At 73.4% G+C, this 26,034-nt stretch carries 10 protein-coding genes and 1 pseudogene; 8 read left to right on the top strand and 3 right to left on the bottom strand.

The features are described from left to right. Positions 1 to 291: 291 nt before the first annotated feature. From FOF52_RS15320 to FOF52_RS15310, 3 genes are all read left to right on the top strand, one after another. Positions 292 to 1,698, top strand: a complete 1,407-nt coding sequence (locus FOF52_RS15320) for an MFS transporter (RefSeq protein WP_248590636.1) — start codon at positions 292 to 294, stop codon at positions 1,696 to 1,698. A 118-nt stretch (positions 1,699 to 1,816) separates the two neighbouring features. Then, a complete protein-coding gene (locus tag FOF52_RS15315) occupies positions 1,817 to 3,253 on the top strand; it encodes an MFS transporter (protein WP_248590635.1) in 1,437 nt (478 codons plus the stop codon). Between the two features lie 13 nt (positions 3,254 to 3,266). Next, a complete protein-coding gene (locus tag FOF52_RS15310) occupies positions 3,267 to 3,830 on the top strand; it encodes a TetR/AcrR family transcriptional regulator (protein WP_248590634.1) in 564 nt (187 codons plus the stop codon). Between the two features lie 36 nt (positions 3,831 to 3,866). Here FOF52_RS15310 and FOF52_RS15305 read toward each other — a convergent pair whose 3' ends face one another. Next, positions 3,867 to 5,228 carry an FAD-binding oxidoreductase gene (locus tag FOF52_RS15305; protein ID WP_248590633.1) on the bottom strand — a complete coding sequence of 454 codons (1,362 nt, stop codon included), beginning with the start codon at positions 5,226 to 5,228 and terminating at the stop codon, positions 3,867 to 3,869. A gap of 57 nt (positions 5,229 to 5,285) precedes the next feature. Here FOF52_RS15305 and FOF52_RS15300 point away from each other — a divergent pair, with 57 nt between their 5' ends. Together FOF52_RS15300 and FOF52_RS15295 are read left to right on the top strand one after the other, a co-directional pair. Beyond that, entirely contained in the window at positions 5,286 to 6,326 is a 1,041-nt protein-coding gene (locus FOF52_RS15300) for a helix-turn-helix transcriptional regulator (RefSeq protein ID WP_425583719.1), read from the top strand. Positions 6,327 to 6,488: 162 nt separating this feature from the next. After that, a complete protein-coding gene (locus FOF52_RS15295; RefSeq protein WP_248590632.1) occupies positions 6,489 to 7,172 on the top strand; it encodes a type 1 glutamine amidotransferase domain-containing protein in 684 nt (227 codons plus the stop codon). On the opposite strand, the gene FOF52_RS15290 is transcribed toward FOF52_RS15295, so the two are convergent. Then, positions 7,173 to 8,066 (bottom strand): LysR family transcriptional regulator, encoded by an 894-nt coding sequence (locus FOF52_RS15290; protein WP_248590631.1) that lies wholly within the window; start codon positions 8,064 to 8,066, stop codon positions 7,173 to 7,175. It lies immediately after the preceding gene. 63 nt (positions 8,067 to 8,129) lie between these two features. Continuing rightward, positions 8,130 to 8,763, bottom strand: a pseudogene (locus FOF52_RS15285) (LutC/YkgG family protein). A gap of 488 nt (positions 8,764 to 9,251) precedes the next feature. Between FOF52_RS15285 and FOF52_RS15280 the strand changes: the two are divergent. The 3 genes from FOF52_RS15280 (at position 9,252) to FOF52_RS21955 (ending at position 26,022) form a co-directional block, all read left to right on the top strand. Continuing rightward, the gene (locus FOF52_RS15280) at positions 9,252 to 9,494 is read left to right on the top strand and encodes a hypothetical protein (protein ID WP_248590630.1); all 243 of its coding nucleotides are present in this window, start codon (positions 9,252 to 9,254) and stop codon (positions 9,492 to 9,494) included. Between the two features lie 1,204 nt (positions 9,495 to 10,698). Then, positions 10,699 to 12,054, top strand: coding sequence for a serine hydrolase domain-containing protein (locus FOF52_RS15275; RefSeq protein ID WP_248590629.1), 1,356 nt, complete (start codon positions 10,699 to 10,701; stop codon positions 12,052 to 12,054). 93 nt (positions 12,055 to 12,147) lie between these two features. Continuing rightward, the gene (locus FOF52_RS21955; RefSeq protein WP_282573515.1) at positions 12,148 to 26,022 is read left to right on the top strand and encodes a non-ribosomal peptide synthetase; all 13,875 of its coding nucleotides are present in this window, start codon (positions 12,148 to 12,150) and stop codon (positions 26,020 to 26,022) included. Positions 26,023 to 26,034 lie beyond the last annotated feature (12 nt).

The raw sequence follows: 26,034 nt of genomic DNA, 5'->3' as shown, positions 1-26,034 counted from the left end.
AACCGGTCATCGTCCGGTCCGGCGCTGTCGTGCCGGACCGGACGATAGTGCGCGCCCGCGATCGCCACCGCGTCGGCCGCGGTGGCGGTCTTGCGATGGTTGGGACGCTTCGGGGGAGGCTCCGGTTCCCGGTGAGCGCCAGAAATCCCAAGAAAAGTTGTTCGGATGCTCATCCGGTGACGAATTGGGGCGAAAAGGGTCGTCAAACGCGGGGTGATGGTGTACACAACGGGGTGAACAGTTGTTTACCCCGTTGGTTCACTGCCGTCCTCCCGACCGAGGGGAGTCCCCGTGCCCGAGGCGGTCCCCGTGCCCAGTCGCCGTCCCCGGCTGCTCGTCGCCGCGCTGGCCTGCGGAGGAGTGCTCACCGCGGCCGTCCAGACCGTCACCGTCCCGCTCCTGCCCCACCTCCCCGACCTGGTCGACAGCACTCCGGAGACGGTGAGCTGGGCGGTCACCGCCACCCTGGTCGTCGGAGCCGTCGCCACCCCGGTGCTCGGACGGCTCGGCGACCTGTACGGCAAACGCCGGATGCTGCTGTCCGCCCTGGCCATCCTGGTGGCCGGCTGCCTGCTGTGCGCGCTCAGCTCCCACGTCCTCGCCCTCGTCGCCGGCCGGGCGCTGCAGGGGGCCGCGGTGGCGGTGGTGCCGCTGGGCATCAGCGTCCTGCGCGACGTGCTGCCGCCCGAGCGGGTGGCGGCCGCGGTGGGACTGATGAGCGCCACGGTCGGGATCGGAGCGACCGTCGGAGTCCCCCTGTCCGCCCTGGTCGCCCAGTACGCCGACTGGCACGCGGTGTTCTGGGGCTGCGGGGCGCTCGGCCTGCTCTGCGCCGTGCTGGTGTCCGCCTCCGTTCCCCGGGCGGAGGCGCGGACCGGCGGCCGCCTCGACCTCCTCGGCACCCTCGGCCTCACCGTCGTCCTGGTCTGCCTCCTGCTCGCGGTGACCCAGGGGACCACGTGGGGGTGGACCTCCCCGGCGGTCCTCGGCCTGTTCGCCGTGTCCCTGGCCGTCGGCGCGGTCTGGGCCCGCCACGAGACGCGCGTCGCCGACCCCATCGTGGAGCTGCGGGTCATGGCCAGTCCGGCCGTGCTGCTGACCAACCTCGCCACCCTGCTGCTCGGCTTCACCACCCTCGCCAACTCCCTGGCCACCTCCCAACTGGTGCAGGAGCCCCCCGAGACCGGCTACGGCCTGGGGCTCTCCGTCTTCGCCGGCAGCCTGACCCTGCTGCCCGCGGGGATCACGATGCTGGTGTTCTCCCCGGTCGCGGCGTGGCTGTCGACGGCCCTCGGCCCCCGGTCCACCACCGTGCTCGGCGCGCTGGTCATCGCGGTCGGCTTCCTGGTGCGGCTGTTCACCAGCGAGAGCCTGGCCATGATCGTCGCGGGGGCCACGGTGGTCGGCATCGGCGGCGCCGTCTCCTACGCGGCGCTGCCCACCCTGCTCATGCGGCACGTCCCACGGGGGCGGACCGGGGCGGCCAACGGCGTCAACTTCCTGCTGCGGGCCGCGGGTCAAGCGGTCTGCAGCGCGGTCGTGGCCACCGTGCTGGCGGGCGTGACGGTGGACGCCGGCGGTGTGACCGCGCCCGCCTTCGAGGCGTACCTGCTGGTCTTCGCCCTGTCCGGGGTCCTGGCGCTGGCCGGGGCGGCCGCCGTGCAGTGCGTGCCCGAGCGGTCCCGCCCCGCGCCGTGACGCGGCGGCCGGACCGGGCCTCGACGGCGGCCGCCGATCGGGGGCGACTAGGATCCACTGGGGTGAACACTTGTTTACCCCAGTTCGACATGGTCCTCCGAGGCCGAAGGGAGCCCGCGTGACCGAAGCTTCCGCCAGCCCCGCCCCCATCCGCCGCCCCCGCCTCCTCCTCACCGCGATGGCCTTCGCCGGAGTGGTCACCGCGGTCATGCAGACCCTCGCGGTGCCGCTGGTGCCCACCCTCATCGAGGCCCTGGACACCACCCACGAGGCGGTGAGCTGGGTGGTCACCGCCTCGCTGATCGCCGGAGCCGTGTCCACCCCCGTCCTGGGACGCCTCGGCGACATGTACGGCAGACGCGAGGTGCTGGTGGCCGCGCTCCTCTGCCTCGTCGCGGGCTCCCTGCTGGCCGCCCTCAGCACGCACATCCTGCTCCTGGTGGCCGGACGCACCCTCCAGGGGGTCGCGTTGGCAGTGGTGCCGCTGGGCATCGGCATCCTCCGCGACGTGCTGCCCCCCGCCCGGGTGGCCTCCTCGGCGGCGCTGATGAGCACCACGATGGGCGTCGGCGCGGCCGTCGGCGTCCCGCTGACCTCGCTGATCGCCCGCTACGCCGACTGGCACGCGGTGTTCTGGATGAGCGGCGGGCTCGGCCTGCTCGCCCTGACGCTGGTGCTGGCCTTCGTCCCCCGGGCGGAGACGCGCACCGGCGGCCGCTTCGACGCCGCGGGCACCCTCGGGCTCACCGTCGTCCTGGTCTGCTTCCTGGCGGCGGTGTCGCGGGGAACGGAGTGGGGGTGGACCTCCCCGGCGGTCCTCGGCCTGTTCGCCGTGTCCCTGGCCGTCGGCGCGGTCTGGGTCCGCCACGAGACACGCGTCGCCGACCCCATCGTGGAACTGAGCAGCATGGCCAATCCCGCCGTGCTGCTGACCAACCTCGCCACCCTGCTGATCGGGTTCTCCTTCTTCGTCAACTCCCTGGTCACCTCCCAACTGGTGCAGGAATCCACCGAGACCGGCTACGGCCTGGGGCTCTCCGTCGTCGCCGGAGGACTGTGCATGCTGCCCGCCTCCATCACCATGCTGCTGTTCTCCCCGGTCGCCGCGCGGATCGCCGCCTCACGGGGACCCAAGGCCCCCATCGTGTTCGGCCTCGCGCTGATGGTCGTCGGCTACGTGCTGCGGCTGTTCACCAGCGAGAGCCTGGGCATGATCATCGTGGGGGCCGCGATCGTGGGCATCGGCACGGCCTTTCCCTACTCCACGCTGCCCGCCCTGCTCATGCAGCACGTGCCCCGGGCGCAGACCGGCGCGGCCAACGGCGTCAACGTCCTCATGCGGGCCGTGGGACAGGCGATCTGCAGCGCCGTCGTGGCCGCCGTCTTCGCCGGGATGACGATGGAGGTCGACGGCGGCACCGCGCCCACCTTCGGGGCCTACCTCACGACCTTCTTCCTCGCGGGCTGCGTGGCACTGGGCGCCCTGGTGGTCACCCTGCCGGTGCGCGACCTCGGGCCCGGTTCCGGTATACAGAAGAACCCCCAGCAGTCGTGACCGGGAGCCACGGGTGAATCACAGCAGCGGCCAGCAGACAGCCGAGTCGAGCCGTCCGGCGATCCTGCTGGCGGCACGCCGCGCCTTCGCGCTGCGCCCCTACGCCGAGGTAACGATCCGCGCCATCGCGGCCGACGCGGGCGTCAGCGCAGCCCTGGTCATCAAGCACTTCGGTACCAAGGAGCGGCTGCTGCGCGCCTCCGCGGACTTCGCGAAGGCCGCGGAACTACTGCTGGACGCGCCCCTGGAGCGGCTCGGCGAGCACATGGTCCGCACCCTGCTCGACCTGCGCGAGCGCAACGGGGCCGACCCGCTGCTGCGCGCGGTCTTCTCCAGTTCCGTCCAGGACGAGCGCGCCGTGGTGCGGGAGTACTTCCACACCCAGGTCACCGACGCGGTGGCGGCCCGCCTGCGCGGCCCCGACGTCCGCCTGCGCGCGGAGCTGGTCGTCGCCCACCTGCTCGGCCTGGGCGCCACCCTCAACATCCACTACCGGGCCACCGGCCGCACGGCCGACGCCGAGCGGCTCGTGGAGCTGTACGCGCCGGGCGTGCAGCGCCTGGTCACCCCGGGCTGACCCGGGGCCCGTCGCCGGGACGCCCGGACGCGGCCGCTACCCGGCGGCGGGGACGCGGTGGTTGGCGTGGAGCAGGCCGTGCGGGTCGTACCGGGCCCTGAGCCGGGTGAGCCGCTCGTAGTCCGCGGGCGCGAACGCGGAGCGGACCCCGTCCTGGTCGAGCGGCCCGAAGGAGAAGTTGAGCGAGCGGCCCACCGCGGCGTCGGCGAGCGGTGCCAGGGCGGCGCGGTGCACCTCGCGCACCGTCTCCCGCTCCCCCTCCCCCACCGGGGAGAGGACCGTCACCGAGTAGGCGGCGTCCCGGTGGCCGACGGCACCGGCGGTGCGCGGCGCACGCGCCAGCGCGCCGCCCAGGTGCCGCAGCCCCACCACGGTCAGCACCGGGGACGAGGGGGCGGCCGCCTCGGCCAGCCCGGCCAGGGCCCGCGGGGCGAGGTCGCGCACCAGGAGGTTCTGCGAACGGTAGGCGTGCGGCCGGTCGGGTTCGTCGAACACCGTGCCGGACTCGGTGTAGGGGAGGTCGCGCAGCGTGTCGCGCAGGACCGGGCCGAGGGAGCGCAGCGGCTCCACCAGCCGGCGGCCCTCCCGTGCGGAGCCGAGAAAGGCGATCTGGACCTGGGCGACCTGGCGTCCGCGCAGCGGTTCGGGCAGCACCGGCAGGTCCGGGTACGTCAGGGCCGTCACCCCCGAGGTCAGCTCCTCGGGCAGGTCCGCGGTCCAGCGGCGCCAGCCGTCCAGCACATCGGGAACCCGCGCCACGTCGAAGAACAGGCTTCCGCCGTAGATCCGGGAGACCGGCACCAGGCCGATCTCCATACCGGTGACCACGCCGAAGTTGCCCCCGCCGCCGCGCAGCGCCCAGAACAGGTCGGGCTCGGAGTCCGCCGTGGCCCGGCGGAGCCGCGCGTCGGGGGTGACCAGGTCGAACCGGCGCACGTGGTCGGAGGCGAAGCCGTACCGCCGGGCCAGCAGGCCCACGCCGCCGCCCAGCGTGTAGGGGACCGCGCCCACGTCCGGGAAGCTGCCCGACAGCGGAGCCAGCCCGTGCGGTGCGGCCGCCTCGATCACGTGCCGCCAGGTCGCGCCCGCCGCGACCCACGCGGTGCGGGCCCGCGGGTCGACCCGCACGGCGCACATGCGGCGCGTGCTGACCAGCACACCCCCGGTGGGGGCGGCCAGGCCGTGCCCGGCGGCCTGCACCGCCAGCGGGCGCCGGTGCGCGGCGGCGGCCTCCACCGCGGCACGCACGTCCTCGGCGCAGGCCGCGGCCACGACCACCGCGGGGCGGTGGGGGTCGAGGCGTTGGAAACCGCTCCGCTCGTCGTCGTATCCGTCCGTGCCGGGCAGGAGCACCCGGCCGCGCACACGCGCGGTGAGTTGCGTCGCCAGGTCGTTCATGCGGCTCACCCTAGGAGCCCTTGAGGACGCGGCCTGTCCTCAAGGAATGCCAGTCTGGTGTCCGTGAGCGAGGAGTCGGGACCGGCGCGCGGGAGTATGCCCGGACGCCTGCTGCGCCTGCTGTCGCTGCTGCAGGGCCGACGCGAGTGGTCGGGCGCCGAACTCGCCGAACGGCTCGGCGTCAGCACCCGTACCGTGCGCCGCGACGTCGACCGGCTGCGTGCGCTCGACTACCCGGTGGAGAGCACCACCGGCACCGCGGGCGGCTACCGCCTCGTGTCCGGCCGGAACCTGCCGCCGCTGCTGCTGGACGAGGAGGAGGCCGTCGCCGTCGCGCTCGGCCTGGTCACGGCGGGAGGCAGCGGCGTCGCCGGGCTCGGGGAGAGCGCGCTGCGGGCGCTGGCCAAACTGGAGCGGCTCCTTCCCGCCCGGCTGCGCCCCCGGCTGGCGGCCCTCGGCGGCAGCGCCGAGGCCGTCCCCGCGCGCGGCGCCCCCCGTGTCGACCCCGCGGTGCTGGCCGTCCTCGCCGCGTGCTGCCGCGACCGCAGGGTGCTGGCCTTCGACTACCTCGACCGCGCCGGAGCGGGCAGCGCGCGCCGCGTCGAACCGCTGCGCCTGGTCACCTTCGGAGGCCGGTGGTACCTGGTCGCCTACGACCCCTCCCGGGAGGACTGGCGGGTCTTCCGGGCCGACCGGATCACCGGTCCGCGGCCCTCGCACGACCGCTTCCTCCCGCGCCCGCTGCCGGCCCCGGACGCGGTCACCTACCTCACCCGGTCGTTTGCCGCCGCCACCTACCGCCACACCGCCCGGCTGGAGGTCGCACTGGGGGCCGACGCGGTGCGGGCCCGGCTGTTCTCGCACGTCCCGGGGGAGATCGAGGCGCGGGGGCCGAAGGCGTGCGCCGTCCGGCTCAGTGCGGACTCCGCCGAGCTGGTCGCGCAGTACGTCGCCGCGATCGCGGTGCTGGACGCCGCCGTCACCCTGGTGGACGCCTCCGAGGAGGTCAGGACCCTGCTGCGGGGACTCCGGGAGCGGCTGCCGGAGTGGTGCGGCCCGGCGGCGGACGGCGGCACGGACCCCCACGGGACCGGGTGACGCGGATCACACGCCCTTCGGAAGGCCGTCCTGCGTGGAGCGATGACCAGCCCTATGGCTCCCCCTCGAAACGCTGATGGGGTGGGGGAGGCGGTCGCCGTCTACCGTCGTGGGCGACAGCGGACCGCAGGGTCCACCACCGCGAACGAAGGGCGGACGACGATGCCGACTCCCCCCAGGCGCATCCTGCTCGCACTGACCAGCCAGGACCGGCTCGGCGACGGCGGCGGTCCCACCGGCTACTACGTTCCGGAGGCCGCGCACCCGTGGGAGGTGTTCCGCAGGGCGGGCCACGAGGTCTCCTTCGTGTCGGTCCGGGGCGGGCGGCCGCCCGAGACCGGCTACGACCCCGACGACCCGGTCCAGCGGGCGTTCCGCGACGACCCCGACGTGGCGAAGGCCCTGGCCGACACCCCCACGGCCGACCGCCTCGACCCGGCCGACTACGCCGCCGTGTACTTCGTCGGCGGCCACGGCACCATGTGGGACTTCCCCGACGCCGCCGACCTGGCCGCGCTGGCCCGCGACGTCTACGAGGCGGGCGGCGTGGTCGCCGCGGTCTGCCACGGACCGGCCGCGCTGGTCAACCTCACCCGGTCCGACGGCCGCCCGCTCGTGGCGGGCAAGGCGTTCGCCGCCTTCACCAACGAGGAGGAGGAAGCGGTCGGCCTCGCGGACACCGTGCCGTTCCTGCTCCAGGAGAAGCTGGAGGAGCGCGGCGGCGTCCATGTCCGGGCCCCGAAGTTCCAGCCGTGCATCGTGGCCAGCGAACGGCTGGTCACCGGCCAGAACCCGGCCTCGGCGGCCGGGGTGGCCGAGGCCGTGGTCAAGCTGCTGGCCGGCTGACTACCGTCCCCCGACCCCGGCCAGGAGCCTCTCGTGCACCGCCCGCACGTGCGGCAGGGCGAGCGTCCCCGCACGCACGGCCAGGTGCACGGTGTTGAGCGGCGGCAGCTCGGGGCGGTGCAGCACGGCCAGCTCGCCCCGGGCCAGCGCCCCGGAGACGAGGTAGTCGGGCAGGACGCTGATCCCCGCTCCGGCGGTGACCGCGGACAGCACGGCCCGCAGGTCCGGCACCACGACGGCGGCCCGCATCGGCGGACGCCGCTCGAACACGGTCAGCCAGTAGCGGCGGACGATCGGCAGCTCCTCGGCGTAGGCGACGACCGGCACGTCGTCCAGCGCCGCGCCGCCGTCCGCCGCAACGTCCCCGGGCAGCCGGTCCACCCAGTCGGGGTGGCCCACCAGCAGGAACTCCTCGTCCACCAGGGGAGTGGCCGACACCCCGCGCCGCCGCGGCGGCACGGTGCACAGCACCAGGTCGTGGCGGCCCGCGAGCAGGCCGTCCAGCAGCGGCTCCGGCAGGCCCGGGACCACCCGCAGCCGCAGCCCCCGGTCCACCAGCGGGGCGAGCGCGGGCAGGACGCGCGCGGCGAGCAGCTCGGCCGGTCCGCCGAGGTGCACCGGCTGCTCGGACAGCGGACGCCGCCGCACCTCGGTCTCCACGACCGCCGCCAGCCCGTCCAGGTGCGGGGCGACCCGCCGGGCCAGCTGGTCGGCCGGGCCGGTGGGGCTCACCCCGCCCGGGTGGCGGACGAACAGCTGCCGGCCCAGCTCCTTCTCCAACGTCCGGATCTGCGCGGTGACGGTGGGCTGGGACACGCCCAGCGCGGCGGCGGCCCTGGTGAACGAGCCCGCGCGGTGGACGGCGAGGAACGTGCGCAGCAGTTCGAGGTTCACCCGCACCCCTCCGGGGATCTCGACGGCATGGGGTCTTCCGGGCGCGCAGGATAGCCCCTGCCGTCACAGCCGTTCGGGGGAGGTGACGACCAGGACCGCCAGGGCGCGGGGACCGGGCACCCCCTCCACCCGGTCGAGTTCGATGTCGCTGGTGGCCGAGGGGCCGCTGATCCGGGTCAGCGGGCGGGTGGGGACAGCCGCGCCACCGCGTCGGGCACGTCCGCGACGATCTGGTCGGCGCGCACCACGCACAGGTGGTGGTCGGGCACCAGTGTCAGCGCCCGCCGCCCCTGGGCCGCCCCCCGTCCAGCACGATCGTGCCGGTCTCGGCGACGGCCACCGCGCATCCGGTGACCACGCCGTCCACCGCGTCCAGCACGGCCAGGTCGAGGTCGGCGTCGACGACCAGTCCGGTCCCGGTCCGCTCCGTCCACGCCCCGGGCAGGTCGGCGGGCACCGCCGCCCGTTCGGCCCCGCGCCGCCGCAGCGCCGCCGCGACCGCCTCGGGCAGGTCGGCGGCGCGCACCCGGTGCGGGCGCGCCCGGTAGTGCTCCAGACGGTCCACGAACAGGTCCACCAGTCCGTCCGCGGCGGCCCGGCCGCGCGGTACCGCGACCTCCTCCGGCTCCTCGCCGCGCGGCACGTCCCCCAGCGCCGCCCGCACCCTCGCCAGGATGCGCTTCCGCGATCGGCGCACCGGCTTCACCACCGGGGCCGCCGCCGGCCGGGGCGCCGGTGGGGCGGAATCGCGTCCGCCGTACCCCGCCCCACACCGCACTCCTCCGGAGGGAGGCGCGGGACAGTCGGGGACCTGTTCGTGGCAACGGCGGGGTGCGGCGGACGCGGCGGCCACCGGGTTCCCGCCCGGCCCGAAGGCTCCGATGGCGGGGCTCGCCCGGGCGGTCGGGGCGCGGCCGGTTCCTTCCCGCGGCGAGGCACAGAAAGTTCATGTGTCATACGCCACAGGAAAATTTCCTTTGTCTCCGTTTGGAGCGCGAGGCCGTGCGGAAGAGGGAGTAGCGGTTGCTCACTGACTGTGGCCGATGCGGGGCCGCTCCGGTGTCGCAGCGGACTCCGTGAGGACGTGACGGAGTCCCGGAGCGCGCGGACGAGGACGCACGGACCGTGCGCCGGAAGGCCGGCGAACCCCCGCTCCCTCGACGACCCCCTATCCGTGGAGTGTCCATGACAGACCCGTACCGCCTCGACCGGACCCCGGCCTCCGGTCCCGGTGGCCGCCGGAACGACCGCCGCGGCGACGGCAGGATGCTGCGTGCCCTGCTGTGGGCGGTGCTGATCATCAGCGCGGTGGGAAACGCCGTCACCTCGTTCGGCGGGTTCCCCCTCCTGGTGGCTCCGGCGTTCGGCCTGGTCACCGTCGCGTGCATCATGCTGCTGGTCGTCCACCACGTGCGGCACCGCAGGTGAGCACGGCGGCTCTCCACTGACCGGCGGCCGCTCCGCGACGGAATTCAACGCACCCGGTTCCGGATTCTCCCCGCCCATTCCGGAGCGGAACGCCTCCGAACGGGCGGCCCCGCGTGAAGGCCGGCGGTCGCACGACGGCCCCGGGGACGCCGAACGAAATTCCCATTTCGCTTCCAGTCGGAGCGGACACCGCGCCCGGCAGCGGTATTCCGTGAATTCACCACGGACCCGGACCGAAACGTACACAGAGATTTCCTGTGCTCACTGACCGGTGTTCCGAAGATCTACTCCGGGGCTGTCCGACGCTCTTCCCATCGGCTTCGGGAGTTCCGTCAGGAGTGAACTCTCCCCCCACCATCGGTTTCGGCAGCGCCGTAGCCCTGATACGGATAATCCGTATCCTTTCCGCGCGCGGGTTTCGGCCCGCCGTTCAGGTCCGCTCACCGCACCGACGGCCACGAGTGTGTTCGAGAAGGGCCGGTTCCGCGAGTTCCTTTCCCGGCCGTGCCCGCCGGCGGCATGACGGCCCTGCGCCGCACGGTGCCCGCCGCCAGGGGACGGGCCGATGAGAGATCAATCACACCGGAGGCGCTGCGCTCACCGGCGGGTGACCACCGCGGACCTCGGTGAAACACGTGGTCGAGGTGGGCAGTGGGACGCGGTGCTCCTCCCGGGCGGGACCCGTGCAGAGCCCACCGGCCGAACCGGGGCCGGGGCGGTCCCCGCGCCGCGACAGCCGGGGCAGCGGCTGCCGGAGCGGTGAAAACGAATCCCCCGAACCGCTGTCCGCCCTTCCCGAAGACGTTCCGGCGCGGCCGGTGGAACGAGGGCGGCGGATTACGAAGAGAATTCGAAGGCGAACCCGTTCTCGGAGGACACCACTTCTCCTTCCGCAGGCGCCGCTCCTGACGGATCGGCGGACCGGAATCCCCGGGACGTTCGGAAAGGAAACCGGGATTCCCGCCGAACACACCGGACTGTGCGAGACGAAGCACCGCGCGATGCCTTTGTCATCCCGAATGACGTTCACGCTCTCCCACCTGCGTGTTTCGGTCTACACCTGAATGCGCTTGCATATTCGGCCTGGTGTAGCTGATTCTCTGGACGAGGTAGGGCAAGCTCTACCAACTCGGTTATGTGTGTCTATACCACGTGGAGATCAGAGGAAATACTCGATCGCTCACATGCTCTTCAGGGGGAGAGAGTGGAACTCGACCGGATTTCTGGCCTGTTGGAGAAGCTCGCTGAACGGCATCGGGTCCCCGGCGCTCAGCTCGCGGTGTACCTGGACGGAGAGTTGCTCGAAGCGGTCCACGGCGTGACGCGGACCGGACGACCGGACCCGGTCACCCCCCGCTCCCGCTTCCCCTACGGATCGGTCAGCAAGATCTTCACCGCGGCCCTGGTCATGCAGCTGGTCGAGGACGGCGAGATCGAACTCGACCGTCCCGTCGCCGACCACCTGGCGTCCCACCAGATCCCCCACGGCCACCCGATGCGCTCGACCACCCTCCGCCACCTGCTCAGCCACACCTCGGGGCTGGTCTCCGACCACGAGGGCGCCCCGCTCCGCTCGGCGTCACTGCGCCGCCACTTCACCTCGGTCCTGGACACCGAGTGGATCAGCACGCCGGGGACCGCGTTCTCCTACTCCAACACCGGCTACGCGGTCGCCGCCTACGTCGTGGAGGCCGTGACCGGCCAGGACTGGTGGGAGGCCATCGAGTCCTACCTGTTCGGCCCGACCGGCCTGGACCTGGCCTTCGTCCACGACGCGCGCACCCCCTCCGCCCGCCCCGACACCGTCAGCGGCCACGCGGTGCACTCCGCGACCGGACACACCGAACCGGTCGACTTCTACGTCGAGCCCGCCCTCACCGCCGCGGGCGGCCTCGCGGGCAGCGCCACCGACCTCGTCGCCTTCGCGCGCGCGTTCATGGCCGCCGACCACGCCGCACTCGACACCGAGATCGCCGACCCCGAGGTGCTCGCGGAGATGGGACGCGAGGTCCGCGCCGCCGAGCCGTTCGGCCTGGCCGACGGATGGTGCGCGGGCTGGGGAGTCTTCCACGCGGACCGGACCCGCTGGCTCGGCCACGACGGCACCCTCGACGGCGGCACCTGCAACGTGCGCCTCGATCCGGCGGGCGGGGCCGCGGTCGCGCTCACCACCAACTCCACCACCGGCCTGGCGATGTGGGAGGACCTGGTCGACGAGCTGCGCAACCTCGGACTGCACGTCGGCCACTACCGCCAGCCGAGGCCCGCGTCCGGCACGTCCCTGCCCGACGCGCGGTTCACCGGCAACTACACCAACGGAGAACTGTCGGTGCGGATCACCCCCGACCAGGCCGGCGCCTTCCGCTTCAACATCTCCAACGGCCTCCACGGCAGCCTGGAGGCCGGGCCCGACCTCACCTTCAGCGTCGAAGCGGCCGAGTACGGCGGCCTCCTGCTCAGCGGCCGCTTCCTGCGCGCCCCCGACTCCGCCGACACGGTCGAACTCATGCAGTACAACGGCCGCACCCTGCGCCGCACCGACCAGGCCACCGCGGCCTGAGCGCCTCCTCCCCGCGAAGGGCCGCCCCGTGGCGGCCCCTCCTCCTGCCCGTCCCCGTTTCCGCCCGCCCAAGATCCGACAGGAGTGGGATCCGTGCCGTCCTTCCAGGAATCCGACCGTGCCAACCGCCCCGCGGACGCCCCCGAGGCGCCGCGGCCGCTGCCGGAACTGTTCGCCGCGCAGGCGCGACGCAACCCGGACGCGGTGGCGCTGGTGTCCGAGACCGGGACTCTGACCTACGGAGAACTGCACGAGCGCGTCGAACGACTGGCCGGCGCGCTGGCCGAGGCGGGCGTGGGCCGCGGTGACCGGGTCGGGGTGTGCCTGGAGCGCGGGACGGAGCTGGTGGTCGCCCTGCTCGCCGTGATGCGGGCGGGCGGTGCCTACCTGCCCCTCGACCCGGCCTATCCCCGGCAGCGCCTGGAGTTCATGCTCCGCGACTCCGCTGCGGCGCTGGTCGTCACGGACCCCGCCCGGAAGGGGACGCTCCTCGACGGAACGCGTGTGTTCACCGGAGAGCCCGCCGCGTCCGCCCCGGCCCCGCGGTTCGACCTCGGCCTGGACGACGCGGCCTACGTCATCTACACGTCCGGTTCCACCGGGACCCCCAAGGGGGTGGTGGTGACCCACCGCGGCATCGCCGCCCTGGCCCGTACCCAGAGGGTCCGCATGCGGGTGCGTTCCGACTCCCGGGTGCTGCAGTTCGCCTCGCCCAGCTTCGACGCCTCGGTGTTCGAGGTGTGCATGGCCCTGCTCAATGGTGCGGCCCTGGTGGTGCAGCCCAGGGAACGGCTCCTCGGCGACGCGCTGGTGCGGACCCTGCGCGGGCACCGCATCACCCACGTCACCCTGCCGCCCGCGGTCCTGCCCGGCCTCTCCCCCGAAGGACTGGACGACCTGGAGTCGCTGATGGTCGCGGGTGAGGCGTGCCCCGGGGAACTCGTCGACCTGTGGTCGCGGGGACGGTGCGTGTTCAACGGCTACGGCCCCACCGAGACGACCGTGTGCGCCACCATGAGCGCCCCCCTCAGCGGCGCCGGACGCCCCCCGATCGGCCGGGCCGTCGACGGCACCTCGGTGTACGTCCTGGACGACGCGCTGCGTCCGGTGGGTGCGGGGGTGTCGGGGGAGTTGTACATCGCGGGGGAGGGGGTGGCGCGTGGGTACCACGGTCGGTCGGGGTTGACCGCGTCGCGGTTCGTGGCTGATCCCTTCGGTCCTCCCGGGGCCCGGATGTACCGGTCGGGGGATCTGGTGCGGGTGCGTGCCGACGGTGAGCTGGAGTTCCTGGGGCGTGTGGACGACCAGGTCAAGATCCGCGGGTTCCGGGTCGAGCCGGGGGAGGTCGAGACCGCGCTCACCGCCCTGCCCGGGGTCCGCCACGCCGTGGTCACCGTCCGCGAGGACCGTCCGGGCGTGCGCCGCCTGGTCGGCTACGTCGTCGCCCCCGACACCCGGGTCGACCCCGACGAGGTGCGCGCGGCCCTGGCCGCGACCCTGCCCGACCACATGGTGCCCTCCGCGGTGGTACCGCTCGACGCCCTGCCCATGACCGCCAACGGCAAGATCGACCGTGCCGCCCTGCCCGCCCCCGACACCTCCGGACGCGACCACGTCGCCCCGCGGGACGACACCGAGCGGGCCGTCGCCGAGGAGTTCGCAGCGGTCCTCGCGGTGGACCGGGTGAGCGTCGAGGACGACTTCTTCTCCGACCTCGGCGGCGACTCCATCCTGGCCGCCCGCGCGCTGTCACGCATCGACGCCCGACTGGGCACGGCCCTGGACCGGCGCGTCCTCTTCGCCCACCCGACCGCCGCCCAGCTCGCCGAGCACGTGCGCGAGCACGGCGGGACAGCCGACCCCATCGAACGGACCGAGGAGGACGGACCGGCGCCGCTGTCCGCCGCGCAGCGCCGCCTGTGGTTCCTCGACCAGTACGAGCAGACCGGGACCGAGTACTACACCGGCACCGCCTACCGGGTGCGCGGACCGCTGTCCGTCCCCGCGCTGCGCGCCGCACTGGTCGACCTGGTCGCCCGCCACGCATCGCTGCGGACCGTCTTCGACGACGTCGACGGACACCCCCTGCAGCGGATCACCCCCGTCCCCGAGGCCGCCGACCTCCTCACCGAGGAAGACCTGTCCGACCGGCCCGCGCACGAACGCGACCGGGAACTGGCCCGCCTGCTCGAAGCCGAGACGCAGCAGCCCTTCGACCTCGCCCGCGGACCGCTGTTCCGGGCGCTGCTGGTCCGCATGGACGCACACGAGCACGTCCTCGTGCTGAGCTCGCACCACATCGTCAGCGACGGATGGTCGGTGGACGTCGTCAACCGCGACCTGGCCGCCCTCTACCGGAGCAGGGTCGACGGCGACGGCGGCACGCTGCCCGAACCGCGACTGCGCTACCTCGACTTCGCCGTCTGGGAGCAGGACCGCCGCGACACTCCCGAGACCCGCCGGCGCCTCGACCACTGGTCGCGGCACCTGGCCGACCCCCCGGTGCTGGAGCTGCCCACCGACCACCCGCGCCCCGAGATCCGGTCCACGGCCGGAGCAGTCCACCGGCACGTGCTCTCCCCAGCGGCGACCGACGCGCTGCGGCGCCTGGGCCGCAACGAGGACGCCACCCTGTTCATGACGCTGACCGCGCTGGTCCACCTGCTGCTCGTCGCCGCCTCGGGCAGCCGGGACGTCGCGCTGGGCATCGCGGCCTCCGGACGCGACCACCACCGGCTCGACGACGTCGTCGGATTCTTCGTCAACCCGCTGGTGATCCGCACGGCCCCCGAACGGTCGGCGACGGTGCGGTCCTTCCTGGCCGACATCCGCCGCACCGTGCTCGACGCCTTCGCCCACGAGGTGCCCTTCGACCTGCTGGTGGAGCGGCTCGTCGACGAACGCGACCCCTCGCGCACCCCCCTCTTCCAGGCACTGGTGGTGCTGCAGAACGCCCACTCCGGCGACCTCGACCTCCCCGGCCTCGACGTCCACGCCGTCGACCTTCCGCGCCGCTCCGCCCTCTTCGACCTCGTCTTCGAGTTCGAGGAGCGCGACGGCGGACTGCGGCTCACCGTCGAGTACAGCACCGCCCTGTACCGGCCCGAACGCATCGAGGCGCTCGTCGCCGCGTTCGACAGGATCGTCGACGCCGCGACGGCCGACCCCGACCTGCGGATCGCGGCGCTGGACCCGAGCGACGACGCCGCGCGCGACACCCTGCTGCGCTGGGCGGGCGACACCCCGGCCGCACCCCCGGCCACGGTCACCGACCTGTTCGCCGCGCAGGTCGCCGAACGGCCCGACGCGCCCGCCCTGGTCTGGGACGGCGGCGCCCTCAGCTACGCCGAACTCGACGCCCGCACCGACCGGCTGGCCCGACTGCTACGCGGCCAGGGCGTGGACGTGGAGACGCCGGTCGTCCTGGCCCTGGAGCGCGGCGCCCACGTCGTGGTGGCGATGCTCGCGGTCCTCCGCGCCGGAGGCGCCTACGTCCCCGCACACGCGGGCGACCCCGCCTCGCGGGTGCGCTGGCTGGTCGAGGACACCGGTGCGGCGTGCGTGCTCACCGACGCGGCCTCCGCCCACGTCACCGCAGAGGTGGACGTCCCGGTCCTGACACTGGACCGCGCCGGACGGCCCGTCGGGGAGAAGACGCTCCCCGACGGCTCCGACCTGCCCGCCGTCACGCCGCACCACCTCGCCTACGTGATGTTCACCTCCGGCTCCACCGGCACCCCCAAGGGAGTGGCCGTCACCCACGGGGACATCACCGCGCTCGCCAGCGACCACCGCTGGCGCGGCGGAGCGCACGACCGGGTCCTGTTCCACTCCTCGCACGCGTTCGACGCCGCGACCTACGAGATCTGGACGCCGCTGCTGACCGGCGGGACCGTGGCCGTCGCCCCGCCCGGCACCCTCGACCCCGAGGGCTTCGCCGACCAGGTCGCCCGCCACGGAGTGACCGGCGTGTTCCTGACGACCTCGCTGTTCAACCTGTTCGCCCACCAGGAGCCGACCTGCTTCGCGGGGCTGCGCGAGGTGCTGACCGGAGGGGAGGCCGCCAACCGGGCGGCCCTGGAACGGGTGTCGCGGGCATGCCCGGACCTGGACCTGGTCAACGTCTACGGCCCCACCGAGACGACGACGTACGCCACCACCGCGACGCTGCCGCGGGGCGGCGGGGTCCCGGAGCCGCCGCCGATCGGCGGACCCCTGGACGGCACCCGGGTCTACGTGCTGGACGGTTTTCTGCGTCCGGTGCCCGTGGGGGTGGTCGGTGAGCTGTATGTGGGTGGTGCCGGGGTGGCGCGTGGGTACCACGGTCGTCCGGGGCTGACCGCGTCGCGGTTCGTGGCGGATCCGTTCTCCTCGGGTGGGCGGCTCTACCGGACCGGGGACCTGGTGCGGTGGAACGCCGACGGCGAGCTGGAGTTCGCCGGCCGCGCCGACGACCAGCTCAAGATCCGCGGGTTCCGCGTCGAACCCGGGGAGATCGAGGCCGCGCTGCTGGCGGTGCCGGAAGTGGACGAGGCCGTCGTGGTGGTCCACGAGCCCGGGACCGGTGTGCGCCAACTCGTCGGCTACCTCGTCGGCGCCGACGCCGACGTCGAAGCCGTCCGCGCCGCGCTCGCGGGCAGGCTGCCCGACTACCTGGTCCCCTCGGTGCTCGTCCGCCTCGACGCGATGCCGCTCAACGCCAACGGCAAGGTGGACCGCTCCGCCCTGCCCGCCCCCGACGTCCGGGACACCGATGAGTATGTGGCTCCGCGTAGTGGGGTGGAGCGGGTGTTGGCGGAGGTGTTCGCGGTGGTGTTGGGGGTGGATCGGGTTGGTGTGTACGACAACTTCTTCGCGTTGGGCGGGGATTCGATTCTGAGTTTGCAGGTGGTGGCGCGGGCGCGGCGTGAGGGTGTGGTGGTGACGTCGCGGGATGTGTTCGCGCGGCAGTGTGTGGCGGCGTTGGCCGAGGTGGCGGTGGTTGAGGAGGCTGCCGGGGGTGGGGTGGACGGCGGGGCGGTGTCGGGTCCGGTGCCGTTGACGCCGATCATGCGGTGGTTCTTCGACGTGTATGCGGCCGGTGTGGACCATTTCGCGATGTCGGTGCTGGTGGATCTGGTCGAGGGGGTGGACCGGGAGGCGTTGGGGGTGGCGGTGGCCGCGCTGGCCGACCGGCACGCCATGCTCCGACTGCGCGCCGACGGCGACCGGGCGTGGCTGCCCGCCGAACCCGCCGACCTCACCCTGGAAACCGTCGACCTGTCCGGCCTCGCCCCCGAACAGGCCGACGAGGCCCTGCAGACCCGCATCCACCAGGTGCACGCGTCCCTCTCCCCGGCGAAGGGACCCGTGGTGCGGGCGGTGGTGTTCGACGGGGGTGTGCGGGGGGCGCGGTTGTTGTTGGCGGCGCACCACCTGGTGGTGGACGGGGTGTCGTGGCGGGTGTTGTTGGAGGATCTGGCGGCTGGTTACCGGAGTGCGGTGGCTGGTGAGCCGGTGGATCTGGGGGCGGGGAGTACGGCGTTCGCGGAGTGGGCGCGGCGGTTGGTGGAGTTCACCGCCGCGGGCGGCTTCGACACCGAACTCGACCACTGGACTGCCGTCGCCGCCGGCGCGGAGCCCGACGTCCCCCTCGACACCGACCTTCCCGCCCCCGGCGGACGCACCGCGACCGCCGCGACGCAGCGCACCGTCACCGTGGAGGTCCCCTCCCCTGCCGTGGAGGGGTTGTTGCGGGGGGCTGCGTCGGTGTTTCGGGCGCGGGTGGACGATGTGCTGCTGGCGGCGTTGGGTCGGGTGTTGTGCGGGTGGACCGGTGCGGGCCGGGTGTTGGTGGATGTGGAGGGCCACGGCCGCGAGGAGTTGTTCGACGGGGTGGATGTCTCGCGGACGGTGGGCTGGTTCACCAGTGTGTATCCGGTGGCGTTGGAGGACGACGCCGATCCGGTGGTGCTGTTGAAGCGGACCAAGGAGGCGTTGCGTGCGGTGCCGAACCGGGGGGTGGGGTTCGGGGCGCTGCGTTATCTGGGGGGTGAGCGGGCGCGGGAGGTGCTGGGTCGGGTTCCGGTGCCTGCGGTCGGCTTCAACTACCTCGGCCGCTTCGACACCGAGAGCGACAACGGACCGGTCGCCGGGCTGACCCTCAACCCCGGAGGCGAGTACGCGCCCGACTCGCCCCGCCCGCACGTGCTCGACGTCGTCGGCAGGGTCGTCGAGGACCGCCTCGTCTTCGACTGGATCTACTCCGAGGCGCTGCACGACCGGGAGACGGTGGTGGCGGTGGCGGAGCGGTTCGTGGCCGAGGTGGTCGCGTTGGTGGAGTTGTGCCGGTCCGGGGGTGTGGGGGGTGCGACGCCGTCGGACTTTCCGTTGGTGGCGTTGGACCAGGCGCGGGTGGACCGGTTGGTCGGTGACGGGCGTGGTGTGGTCGACGTGTTGCCGTTGACGCCGATGCAGGAGGGGATGCTGTTCCACTCGTTGTTGGAGCCGGATTCGGCGGCCTACCTGGAGCAGGTGGTCGTGGAGTTGTCCGGGGTGGACGATGTGGAGCGGTTGGCCGGGGCGTGGCGGCGGGTGATCCGGGCGACGCCGGTGCTGCGGACCACGGTGGTCTGGGAGGGGCTGGACTCCCCCGTCCAAGTGGTCCACCGCAGCACCGAACCGGAGGTGCGCGTCCACGACCTCAGCGACCACGACGCCGACTCCCGGCGTGCCCACCTGGAGCAGTACCTCGCCGCGGACCGGGCCGAAGGCATGGACACGTGGTCCCGTCCTCCCGTGCGTGTGGGGTTGGTGCGGTTGGCCGGGGGCCGTGTGGTGGTGGTGTGGACGTTCCACCATCTGTTGTTGGACGGGTGGAGTCTGCCGCTGGTGCTGTCGGACGTGTTCGCGGCGTATGCGGGGGAGGAGCTGCCGCGGCGTCGGCCGTTCGCCGACCATCTGGAGTGGTTGTCCGGGCGGGACACCGAGTCGGGGCTGGCGTACTGGCGGCGGGTTTTGGAGGGGGTCGAGGGGCCCACGGCGCTGCCCTACGACCAGGCGCCCCGCGACGTACGCACCGCCCGCTCCACCGCACGGATCGAGCACCACCTCCCCCAGCAGGACACCGCTGCCCTCCACCGGTTCGCCCGAACCCACCGGATGACGGTCAACACCCTGGTTCAGGGGGCGTGGGCGTTGGTGTTGTCGGCGTGGTCGGGGCAGCGTGACGTGGTGTTCGGGGCGACGACGTCGGGGCGTCGTGCCGAGGTGGCGGGCATGGACTCGGCGGTGGGCCTGTTCATCAACACGCTGCCGGTGCGGGTGGGGGTGGAGCCGGGGGTGCCGGTGGTCCGGTGGCTGCGTGCTCTGCAGGAGGCGCAGTTGGAGGCGCGTGAGTACGACCATGTGCCGTTGCACCGTATCCAGGCCGAGACGCTGGGTGCGCAGACGCCGTTGTTCGACAGTCTGGTGGTGTTCGAGAACTATCCGGTGGACACCGAGGCGGCCCGGGCCCACGGCATCACCGTGGAGCGGGTCGACGCCGACGAGGCCACCAACTATCCCCTGACCCTGGCCGCCTACGACGGCGACCACATCCGCCTGCACCTCAGGTACGATCCGTCCGCGTTCCACGCCGACACCGCCCGCCAGCTGCTGGACCGGGTGGCACGGCTGCTGCGCGAACTGACCGCCGACCCCGGACGCGGACTCGCGGCCCTGCCCCTCCAGGACCCCGACGAGCGCGCCCGCGTGCTCACCGAGTGGAACGCCGACCCCGGACCGCTGCGCGCGCAGACCCTGGTCGACCTGTTCGCCGCGCAGGCCGCCGAACGGCCCGACGCGCCCGCCCTGGTCTGGGACGGCGGCGCCCTCAGCTACGCCGAACTCGACGCCGCCGCCGACCGGTTCGCCGACCGGCTCGCCGCCCTGGGCGTGGGACGCGGCTCCGTCGTGGGCGTCTGCCTGGAACGAGGCCCGGACCTGGTCACCGCGCTGCTCGCCGCGGTCCGGATCGGGGCGGTCTACCTGCCGCTGGATCCCGACTACCCCGCCGACCGGCTGGCGTTCATGGTCGACGACTCCGGCACCGACACCGTCGTCACCGGTGACGACGCCCTCGACCTGCCCGCCGGGGTGCGCCGGGTGACCCTGTCCGACCCGGCGGACGCGCCGCCGCGTGCGCCGCGCCCGGACCTCACCCTGGACGACGCCGCCTACCTGATCTACACGTCCGGTTCCACCGGGACCCCCAAGGGGGTGGTGGTGACCCACCGCGGCATCGCCGAACTCGCCGCCGCCATGCGCGACCGGTTCGGCACCGAACCCGGCTTCCGGGTGCTGCAACTGGCCTCCGCCAGCTTCGACGCCTCCGTGATGGAGGTGCTGATGGCGTTCGGCGCCGGAGCCGCGCTGGTCCTCCCGCCGCCGGGCGGGCTCGTCGGGGACGACCTCGCCGACGTGCTGCGCGACCACCGCGTCAACCTCACCATCATCCCGCCGTCCGTGCTGGCCACCGTGCCCGAGGGCGACTTCCCCGACCTGCGCACGCTCGTCGTCGGCGCGGAGGCGTGCTCGGCCGACCTGGTGCGCCGCTGGGCGCCGGGCCGCAGGATGGTCAACGCCTACGGCCCCACCGAGATCACCGTCGCCGCCACCCTCAGCGGACCCCTCGCACCGGGGCGGACCCCGCCGATCGGCAGCCCGATCCTCGGCACCCGGGTCTACGTGCTGGACGGTTTTCTGCGTCCGGTGCCCGTGGGGGTGGTCGGTGAGCTGTATGTGGGTGGTGCCGGGGTGGCGCGTGGGTACCACGGTCGTCCGGGGCTGACCGCGTCGCGGTTCGTGGCGGATCCGTTCTCCTCGGGTGGGCGGCTCTACCGGACCGGGGACCTGGTGCGGTGGAACGCCGACGGCGAGCTGGAGTTCGCCGGCCGCGCCGACGACCAGGTCAAGGTGCGCGGCGTGCGGATCGAACTCGGCGAGGTCGAGGCAGCACTCACCGCGCTGCCCGGAGTCCGCCAGGCCGTGGCCGTGGTCCGCTCCGACCACCGGAACGCGAGCCGCCTCGTCGGCTACGTCGTCGCGGAGGCGGAGACCGAACTGGACGCCGCCGAACTGCGTTCGGCCCTCACCGCCTCGCTGCCGCCCGCCATGGTCCCCGACTCCGTGCTCGTCCTCGACACCGTCCCGGTCACCCGCAACGGCAAGGTGGACCGGTCCGCGCTCCCCGAACCCGACTGGAACGCGAACGCCGCCGATGAGTATGTGGCTCCGCGTAGTGGGGTGGAGCGGGTGTTGGCGGAGGTGTTCGCGGTGGTGTTGGGGGTGGATCGGGTTGGTGTGTACGACAACTTCTTCGCGTTGGGCGGGGATTCGATTCTGAGTTTGCAGGTGGTGGCGCGGGCGCGGCGTGAGGGTGTGGTGGTGACGTCGCGGGATGTGTTCGCGCGGCAGTGTGTGGCGGCGTTGGCCGAGGTGGCGGTGGTTGAGGAGGCTGCCGGGGGTGGGGTGGACGGCGGGGCGGTGTCGGGTCCGGTGCCGTTGACGCCGATCATGCGGTGGTTCTTCGACGTGTATGCGGCCGGTGTGGACCATTTCGCGATGTCGGTGCTGGTGGATCTGGTCGAGGGGGTGGACCGGGAGGCGTTGGGGGTGGCGGTGGCCGCGCTGGCCGACCGGCACGCCATGCTCCGACTGCGTGTCGAGGACGGTGCGGCACGCATCGACGACGCCGCGGCCGCCCCCGCCGTCGAGACCGTGACCCTCGACGCCGCGGACGACCCCGACACGGTGATCGCCGAGACCGCCGCCCGGGTGGAGGCCGAACTGTCGCTGACGGACGGCCCCGTGGTGCGGGCGGTGGTGTTCGACGGGGGTGTGCGGGGGGCGCGGTTGTTGTTGGCGGCGCACCACCTGGTGGTGGACGGGGTGTCGTGGCGGGTGTTGTTGGAGGATCTGGCGGCTGGTTACCGGAGTGCGGTGGCTGGTGAGCCGGTGGATCTGGGGGCGGGGAGTACGGCGTTCGCGGAGTGGGCGCGGCGGTTGGTGGAGTTCACCGCCGCGGGCGGTTTCGACACCGAACTCGACCACTGGACTGCCGTCGCCGCCGACGACGCCGAAGCCGAGGTGCCGGTGGACGCCGACGGAGCCAACACCGTCTCCACCCAGCGCACGGTGTCGGTCGCGCTTCCCCCCGATGTCGTGGAGGGGTTGTTGCGGGGGGCTGCGTCGGTGTTTCGGGCGCGGGTGGACGATGTGCTGCTGGCGGCGTTGGGTCGGGTGTTGTGCGGGTGGACCGGTGCGGGCCGGGTGTTGGTGGATGTGGAGGGCCACGGCCGCGAGGAGTTGTTCGACGGGGTGGATGTCTCGCGGACGGTGGGCTGGTTCACCAGTGTGTATCCGGTGGCGTTGGAGGACGACGCCGATCCGGTGGTGCTGTTGAAGCGGACCAAGGAGGCGTTGCGTGCGGTGCCGAACCGGGGGGTGGGGTTCGGGGCGCTGCGTTATCTGGGGGGTGAGCGGGCGCGGGAGGTGCTGGGTCGGGTTCCGGTGCCTGCGGTCGGCTTCAACTACCTCGGCCGCTTCGACACCGCCACCGGCACGCCCTTCACCTCGGCCGTACTGCGCGGCACCCAGGACCCCGACCACCCCAGGGCCCACCTGATCGACGTCGTCGGACGCCACGACGGCGACCGCCTCGTCTTCGACTGGGCCTACTCGCACGAGATCCACGACCGGGAGACGGTGGTGGCGGTGGCGGAGCGGTTCGTGGCCGAGGTGGTCGCGTTGGTGGAGTTGTGCCGGTCCGGGGGTGTGGGGGGTGCGACGCCGTCGGACTTTCCGTTGGTGGCGTTGGACCAGGCGCGGGTGGACCGGTTGGTCGGTGACGGGCGTGGTGTGGTCGACGTGTTGCCGTTGACGCCGATGCAGGAGGGGATGCTGTTCCACTCGTTGTTGGAGCCGGATTCGGCGGCCTACCTGGAGCAGGTGGTCGTGGAGTTGTCCGGGGTGGACGATGTGGAGCGGTTGGCCGGGGCGTGGCGGCGGGTGATCCGGGCAACGCCGGTGCTGCGGACCACGGTGGTCTGGGAGGGGCTGGACTCCCCCGTCCAAGTGGTCCACCAGAACCGGGAGGCGTCGGTGACCGTGCACGACCGGCGCCACTGCGACCGGGACACCGCCCTGAGGGAGTTCCTGGCCGAGGACAGGGCCCGGGAGTTCCGCCTCGCCGACGAACCCCCCGTGCGTGTGGGGTTGGTGCGGTTGGCCGGGGGCCGTGTGGTGGTGGTGTGGACGTTCCACCATCTGTTGTTGGACGGGTGGAGTCTGCCGCTGGTGCTGTCGGACGTGTTCGCGGCGTATGCGGGGGAGGAGCTGCCGCGGCGTCGGCCGTTCGCCGACCATCTGGAGTGGTTGTCCGGGCGGGACACCGAGTCGGGGCTGGCGTACTGGCGGCGGGTTTTGGAGGGGGTCGAGGGGCCCACGGCGCTGCCCTACGACCAGGCGCCCCGCGACGTACGCACCGCCCGCTCCACCGCGCGCCTGCCCCGCGAACTGTCCGTCGAACAGACCCGGAGACTGCGCGACTTCGCCCGTTCCCGTCGCATCACGCTGAACACCCTGGTTCAGGGGGCGTGGGCGTTGGTGTTGTCGGCGTGGTCGGGGCAGCGTGACGTGGTGTTCGGGGCGACGACGTCGGGGCGTCGTGCCGAGGTGGCGGGCATGGACTCGGCGGTGGGCCTGTTCATCAACACGCTGCCGGTGCGGGTGGGGGTGGAGCCGGGGGTGCCGGTGGTCCGGTGGCTGCGTGCTCTGCAGGAGGCGCAGTTGGAGGCGCGTGAGTACGACCATGTGCCGTTGCACCGTATCCAGGCCGAGACGCTGGGTGCGCAGACGCCGTTGTTCGACAGTCTGGTGGTGTTCGAGAACTATCCGGTGGACACCGAGGCGGCCCGGGCCCACGGCATCACCGTGGAGCGGGTCGACGCCGACGAGGCCACCAACTATCCCCTGACCCTGGCCGCCTACGACGGCGACCACATCCGCCTGCTGCTCGGCCACGACCCGTCGGCCTTCCACACCGACACCGCCCACCGCCTGCTCAGCGACCTGGTCGACGTCCTCGCCGGACTCGCCGCCGACCCCGATGCGCCCCTGGGACGGCTGCGGCGCACCACCGCCGCACCGGGCCCCGACGTCGTCCACGGCCCCCAGGCGCAGCCGCCGACCCGGTCGGTCACCGACCTGTTCGCCGCGCAGGCCGCCGAACGGCCCGACGCGCCCGCCCTGGTCTGGGACGGCGGCGCCCTCAGCTACGCCGAACTCGACGCCGCCGCCGACCGGTTCGCGGCGCGGCTGCGCGGCCACGGCGTCGGCCGCGAGGACCGGGTGCTGCTCCTCATGCCCCGGTCACCGCGGACCGTCGTCGCCATGCTCGCCGTCCTCAAGACCGGAGCCGCCTACGTCCCGGTGCACGTGGACTTCCCGCCCGACCGGATCGCCCGCGTCCTCACCGACACCGGCGCCCGCGCCGCGGTCGTCGACCCGGACCTGCGCGACCGCCTCCCCGGCGAACCGGCCGTCCCCGTCGTCGAGTTCGGCCCCCGCACCCCGCAGGGCCCCGACCCCGGCCCCGCGGCCGACACCGTGCCGGTCTCCCCCGCCACGGCCGCGTACACGATGTTCACCTCCGGCTCCACCGGCGTCCCCAAGGGCGTCGTGGTCGACCACGGCAACATCGTCGCCCTGGCCCGCGACCGGCACTGGACGTCCGGCCACGAACGCGTCCTGTGGCACTCCCCGCACGCGTTCGACGCCGCGACCTACGAGATCTGGGCACCGCTGCTGGGCGGCGGCACCGTCGTGGTCGCCCCGCCCGACGACGTCACCGCCGACACGCTCCGCCGCTGCGTCCGCGACCACGGCGTGACCGCGGTCTTCCTCACCACCGCCCTGTTCAACCTGTTCGCCCAGCAGGACCCCGGGTGCTTCACCGGGCTGCGCGAGGTGTGGACCGGCGGTGAGGCCGCCCACCCGGCGTCCTTCGCCAAGGTCCTGGCCGCCTGCCCCGACACCGAGGTGGTGCACGTCTACGGGCCGACCGAGACGACCACCTTCGCCACCTGCACCCCCATCAGCGCGGCCGAGGCCGAGCACGGAGCGGCCCCCATCGGCCGCCCGATGGACGGCACCCGCGCGCACGTGCTGGACGACTTCCTGCACCCGGTCCCCGTCGGCGCGGTGGGCGAACTGTACCTGGCCGGACACGGGACCGCCCGCGGCTACGAGGGACGGCCCGGACTGACCGCCGAACGGTTCGTGGCCGACCCCTTCACCCCCGGAGGACGGCTCTACCGCACCGGCGACCTGGTGCGGTGGAACGCCGACGGCCGCATCGAATTCCTGGGCCGCGCCGACGGCCAGATCAAACTGCGCGGCCACCGCATCGAACTCGGGGAGATCGAGAACGCGCTCGCCGCGTGCCCGGGGGTCGCCCACGCCGCGGCCGCCGTCGTCGACACGCCCTCGGGGTCGCGGACACTGGTCGGCTACCTCGTCCCCGAGCCCGGCGCCGCCCCCGACCCCGACGCCGTCACCGCGGAACTGGCGCGCTCCCTGCCCGCCTACATGGTTCCCGCGACGCTGCTGCTCCTCGACGAGCTGCCGCTCAACCGCAACGGCAAGGTGGACCGCCGCGCCCTGCCCCGACCGGACGGCTCCTCCGCGGCCCCCTACGAACCGCCCGAGACCGTCACCGAGGAGGTCGTCGCGCAACTGTGGGCCGAAGCCCTGGGCCGGGAGCGGGTCGGCGCGCGCGACAACTTCTTCGACATCGGCGGCGACTCGGTGGCCGGAATCCGGGTCGTCTCCGGAATCGAGTCCGCCTTCGGGGTGCGCGTCCCCACCCGGACGGTGTTCGACCACCCCACCCTCCGCGAGTTCGCGGCCGCGGTCGAAGAAGCCGTCCTGAAGGAGATGACCGACTGATCCCGCCGGGAC

This window comes from Thermobifida alba (genome assembly GCF_023208015.1).
Lineage (GTDB): Bacteria > Actinomycetota > Actinomycetes > Streptosporangiales > Streptosporangiaceae > Thermobifida > Thermobifida alba.
Note: the sequence above shows the minus strand (reverse complement) of the source record. Positions and strands in the feature narration are given on the sequence as shown.

What these genes read in the sequence shown, in the direction of transcription:
- FOF52_RS15305 (WP_248590633.1), bottom strand. Translation starts at nt 5,228, where the DNA reads ATGAACGACCTGGCGACGCAACTCACCGCGCGTGTGCGCGGCCGGGTG.
- FOF52_RS15295 (WP_248590632.1), top strand. Translation starts at nt 6,489, where the DNA reads ATGCCGACTCCCCCCAGGCGCATCCTGCTCGCACTGACCAGCCAGGAC.
- FOF52_RS15280 (WP_248590630.1), top strand. Translation starts at nt 9,252, where the DNA reads ATGACAGACCCGTACCGCCTCGACCGGACCCCGGCCTCCGGTCCCGGT.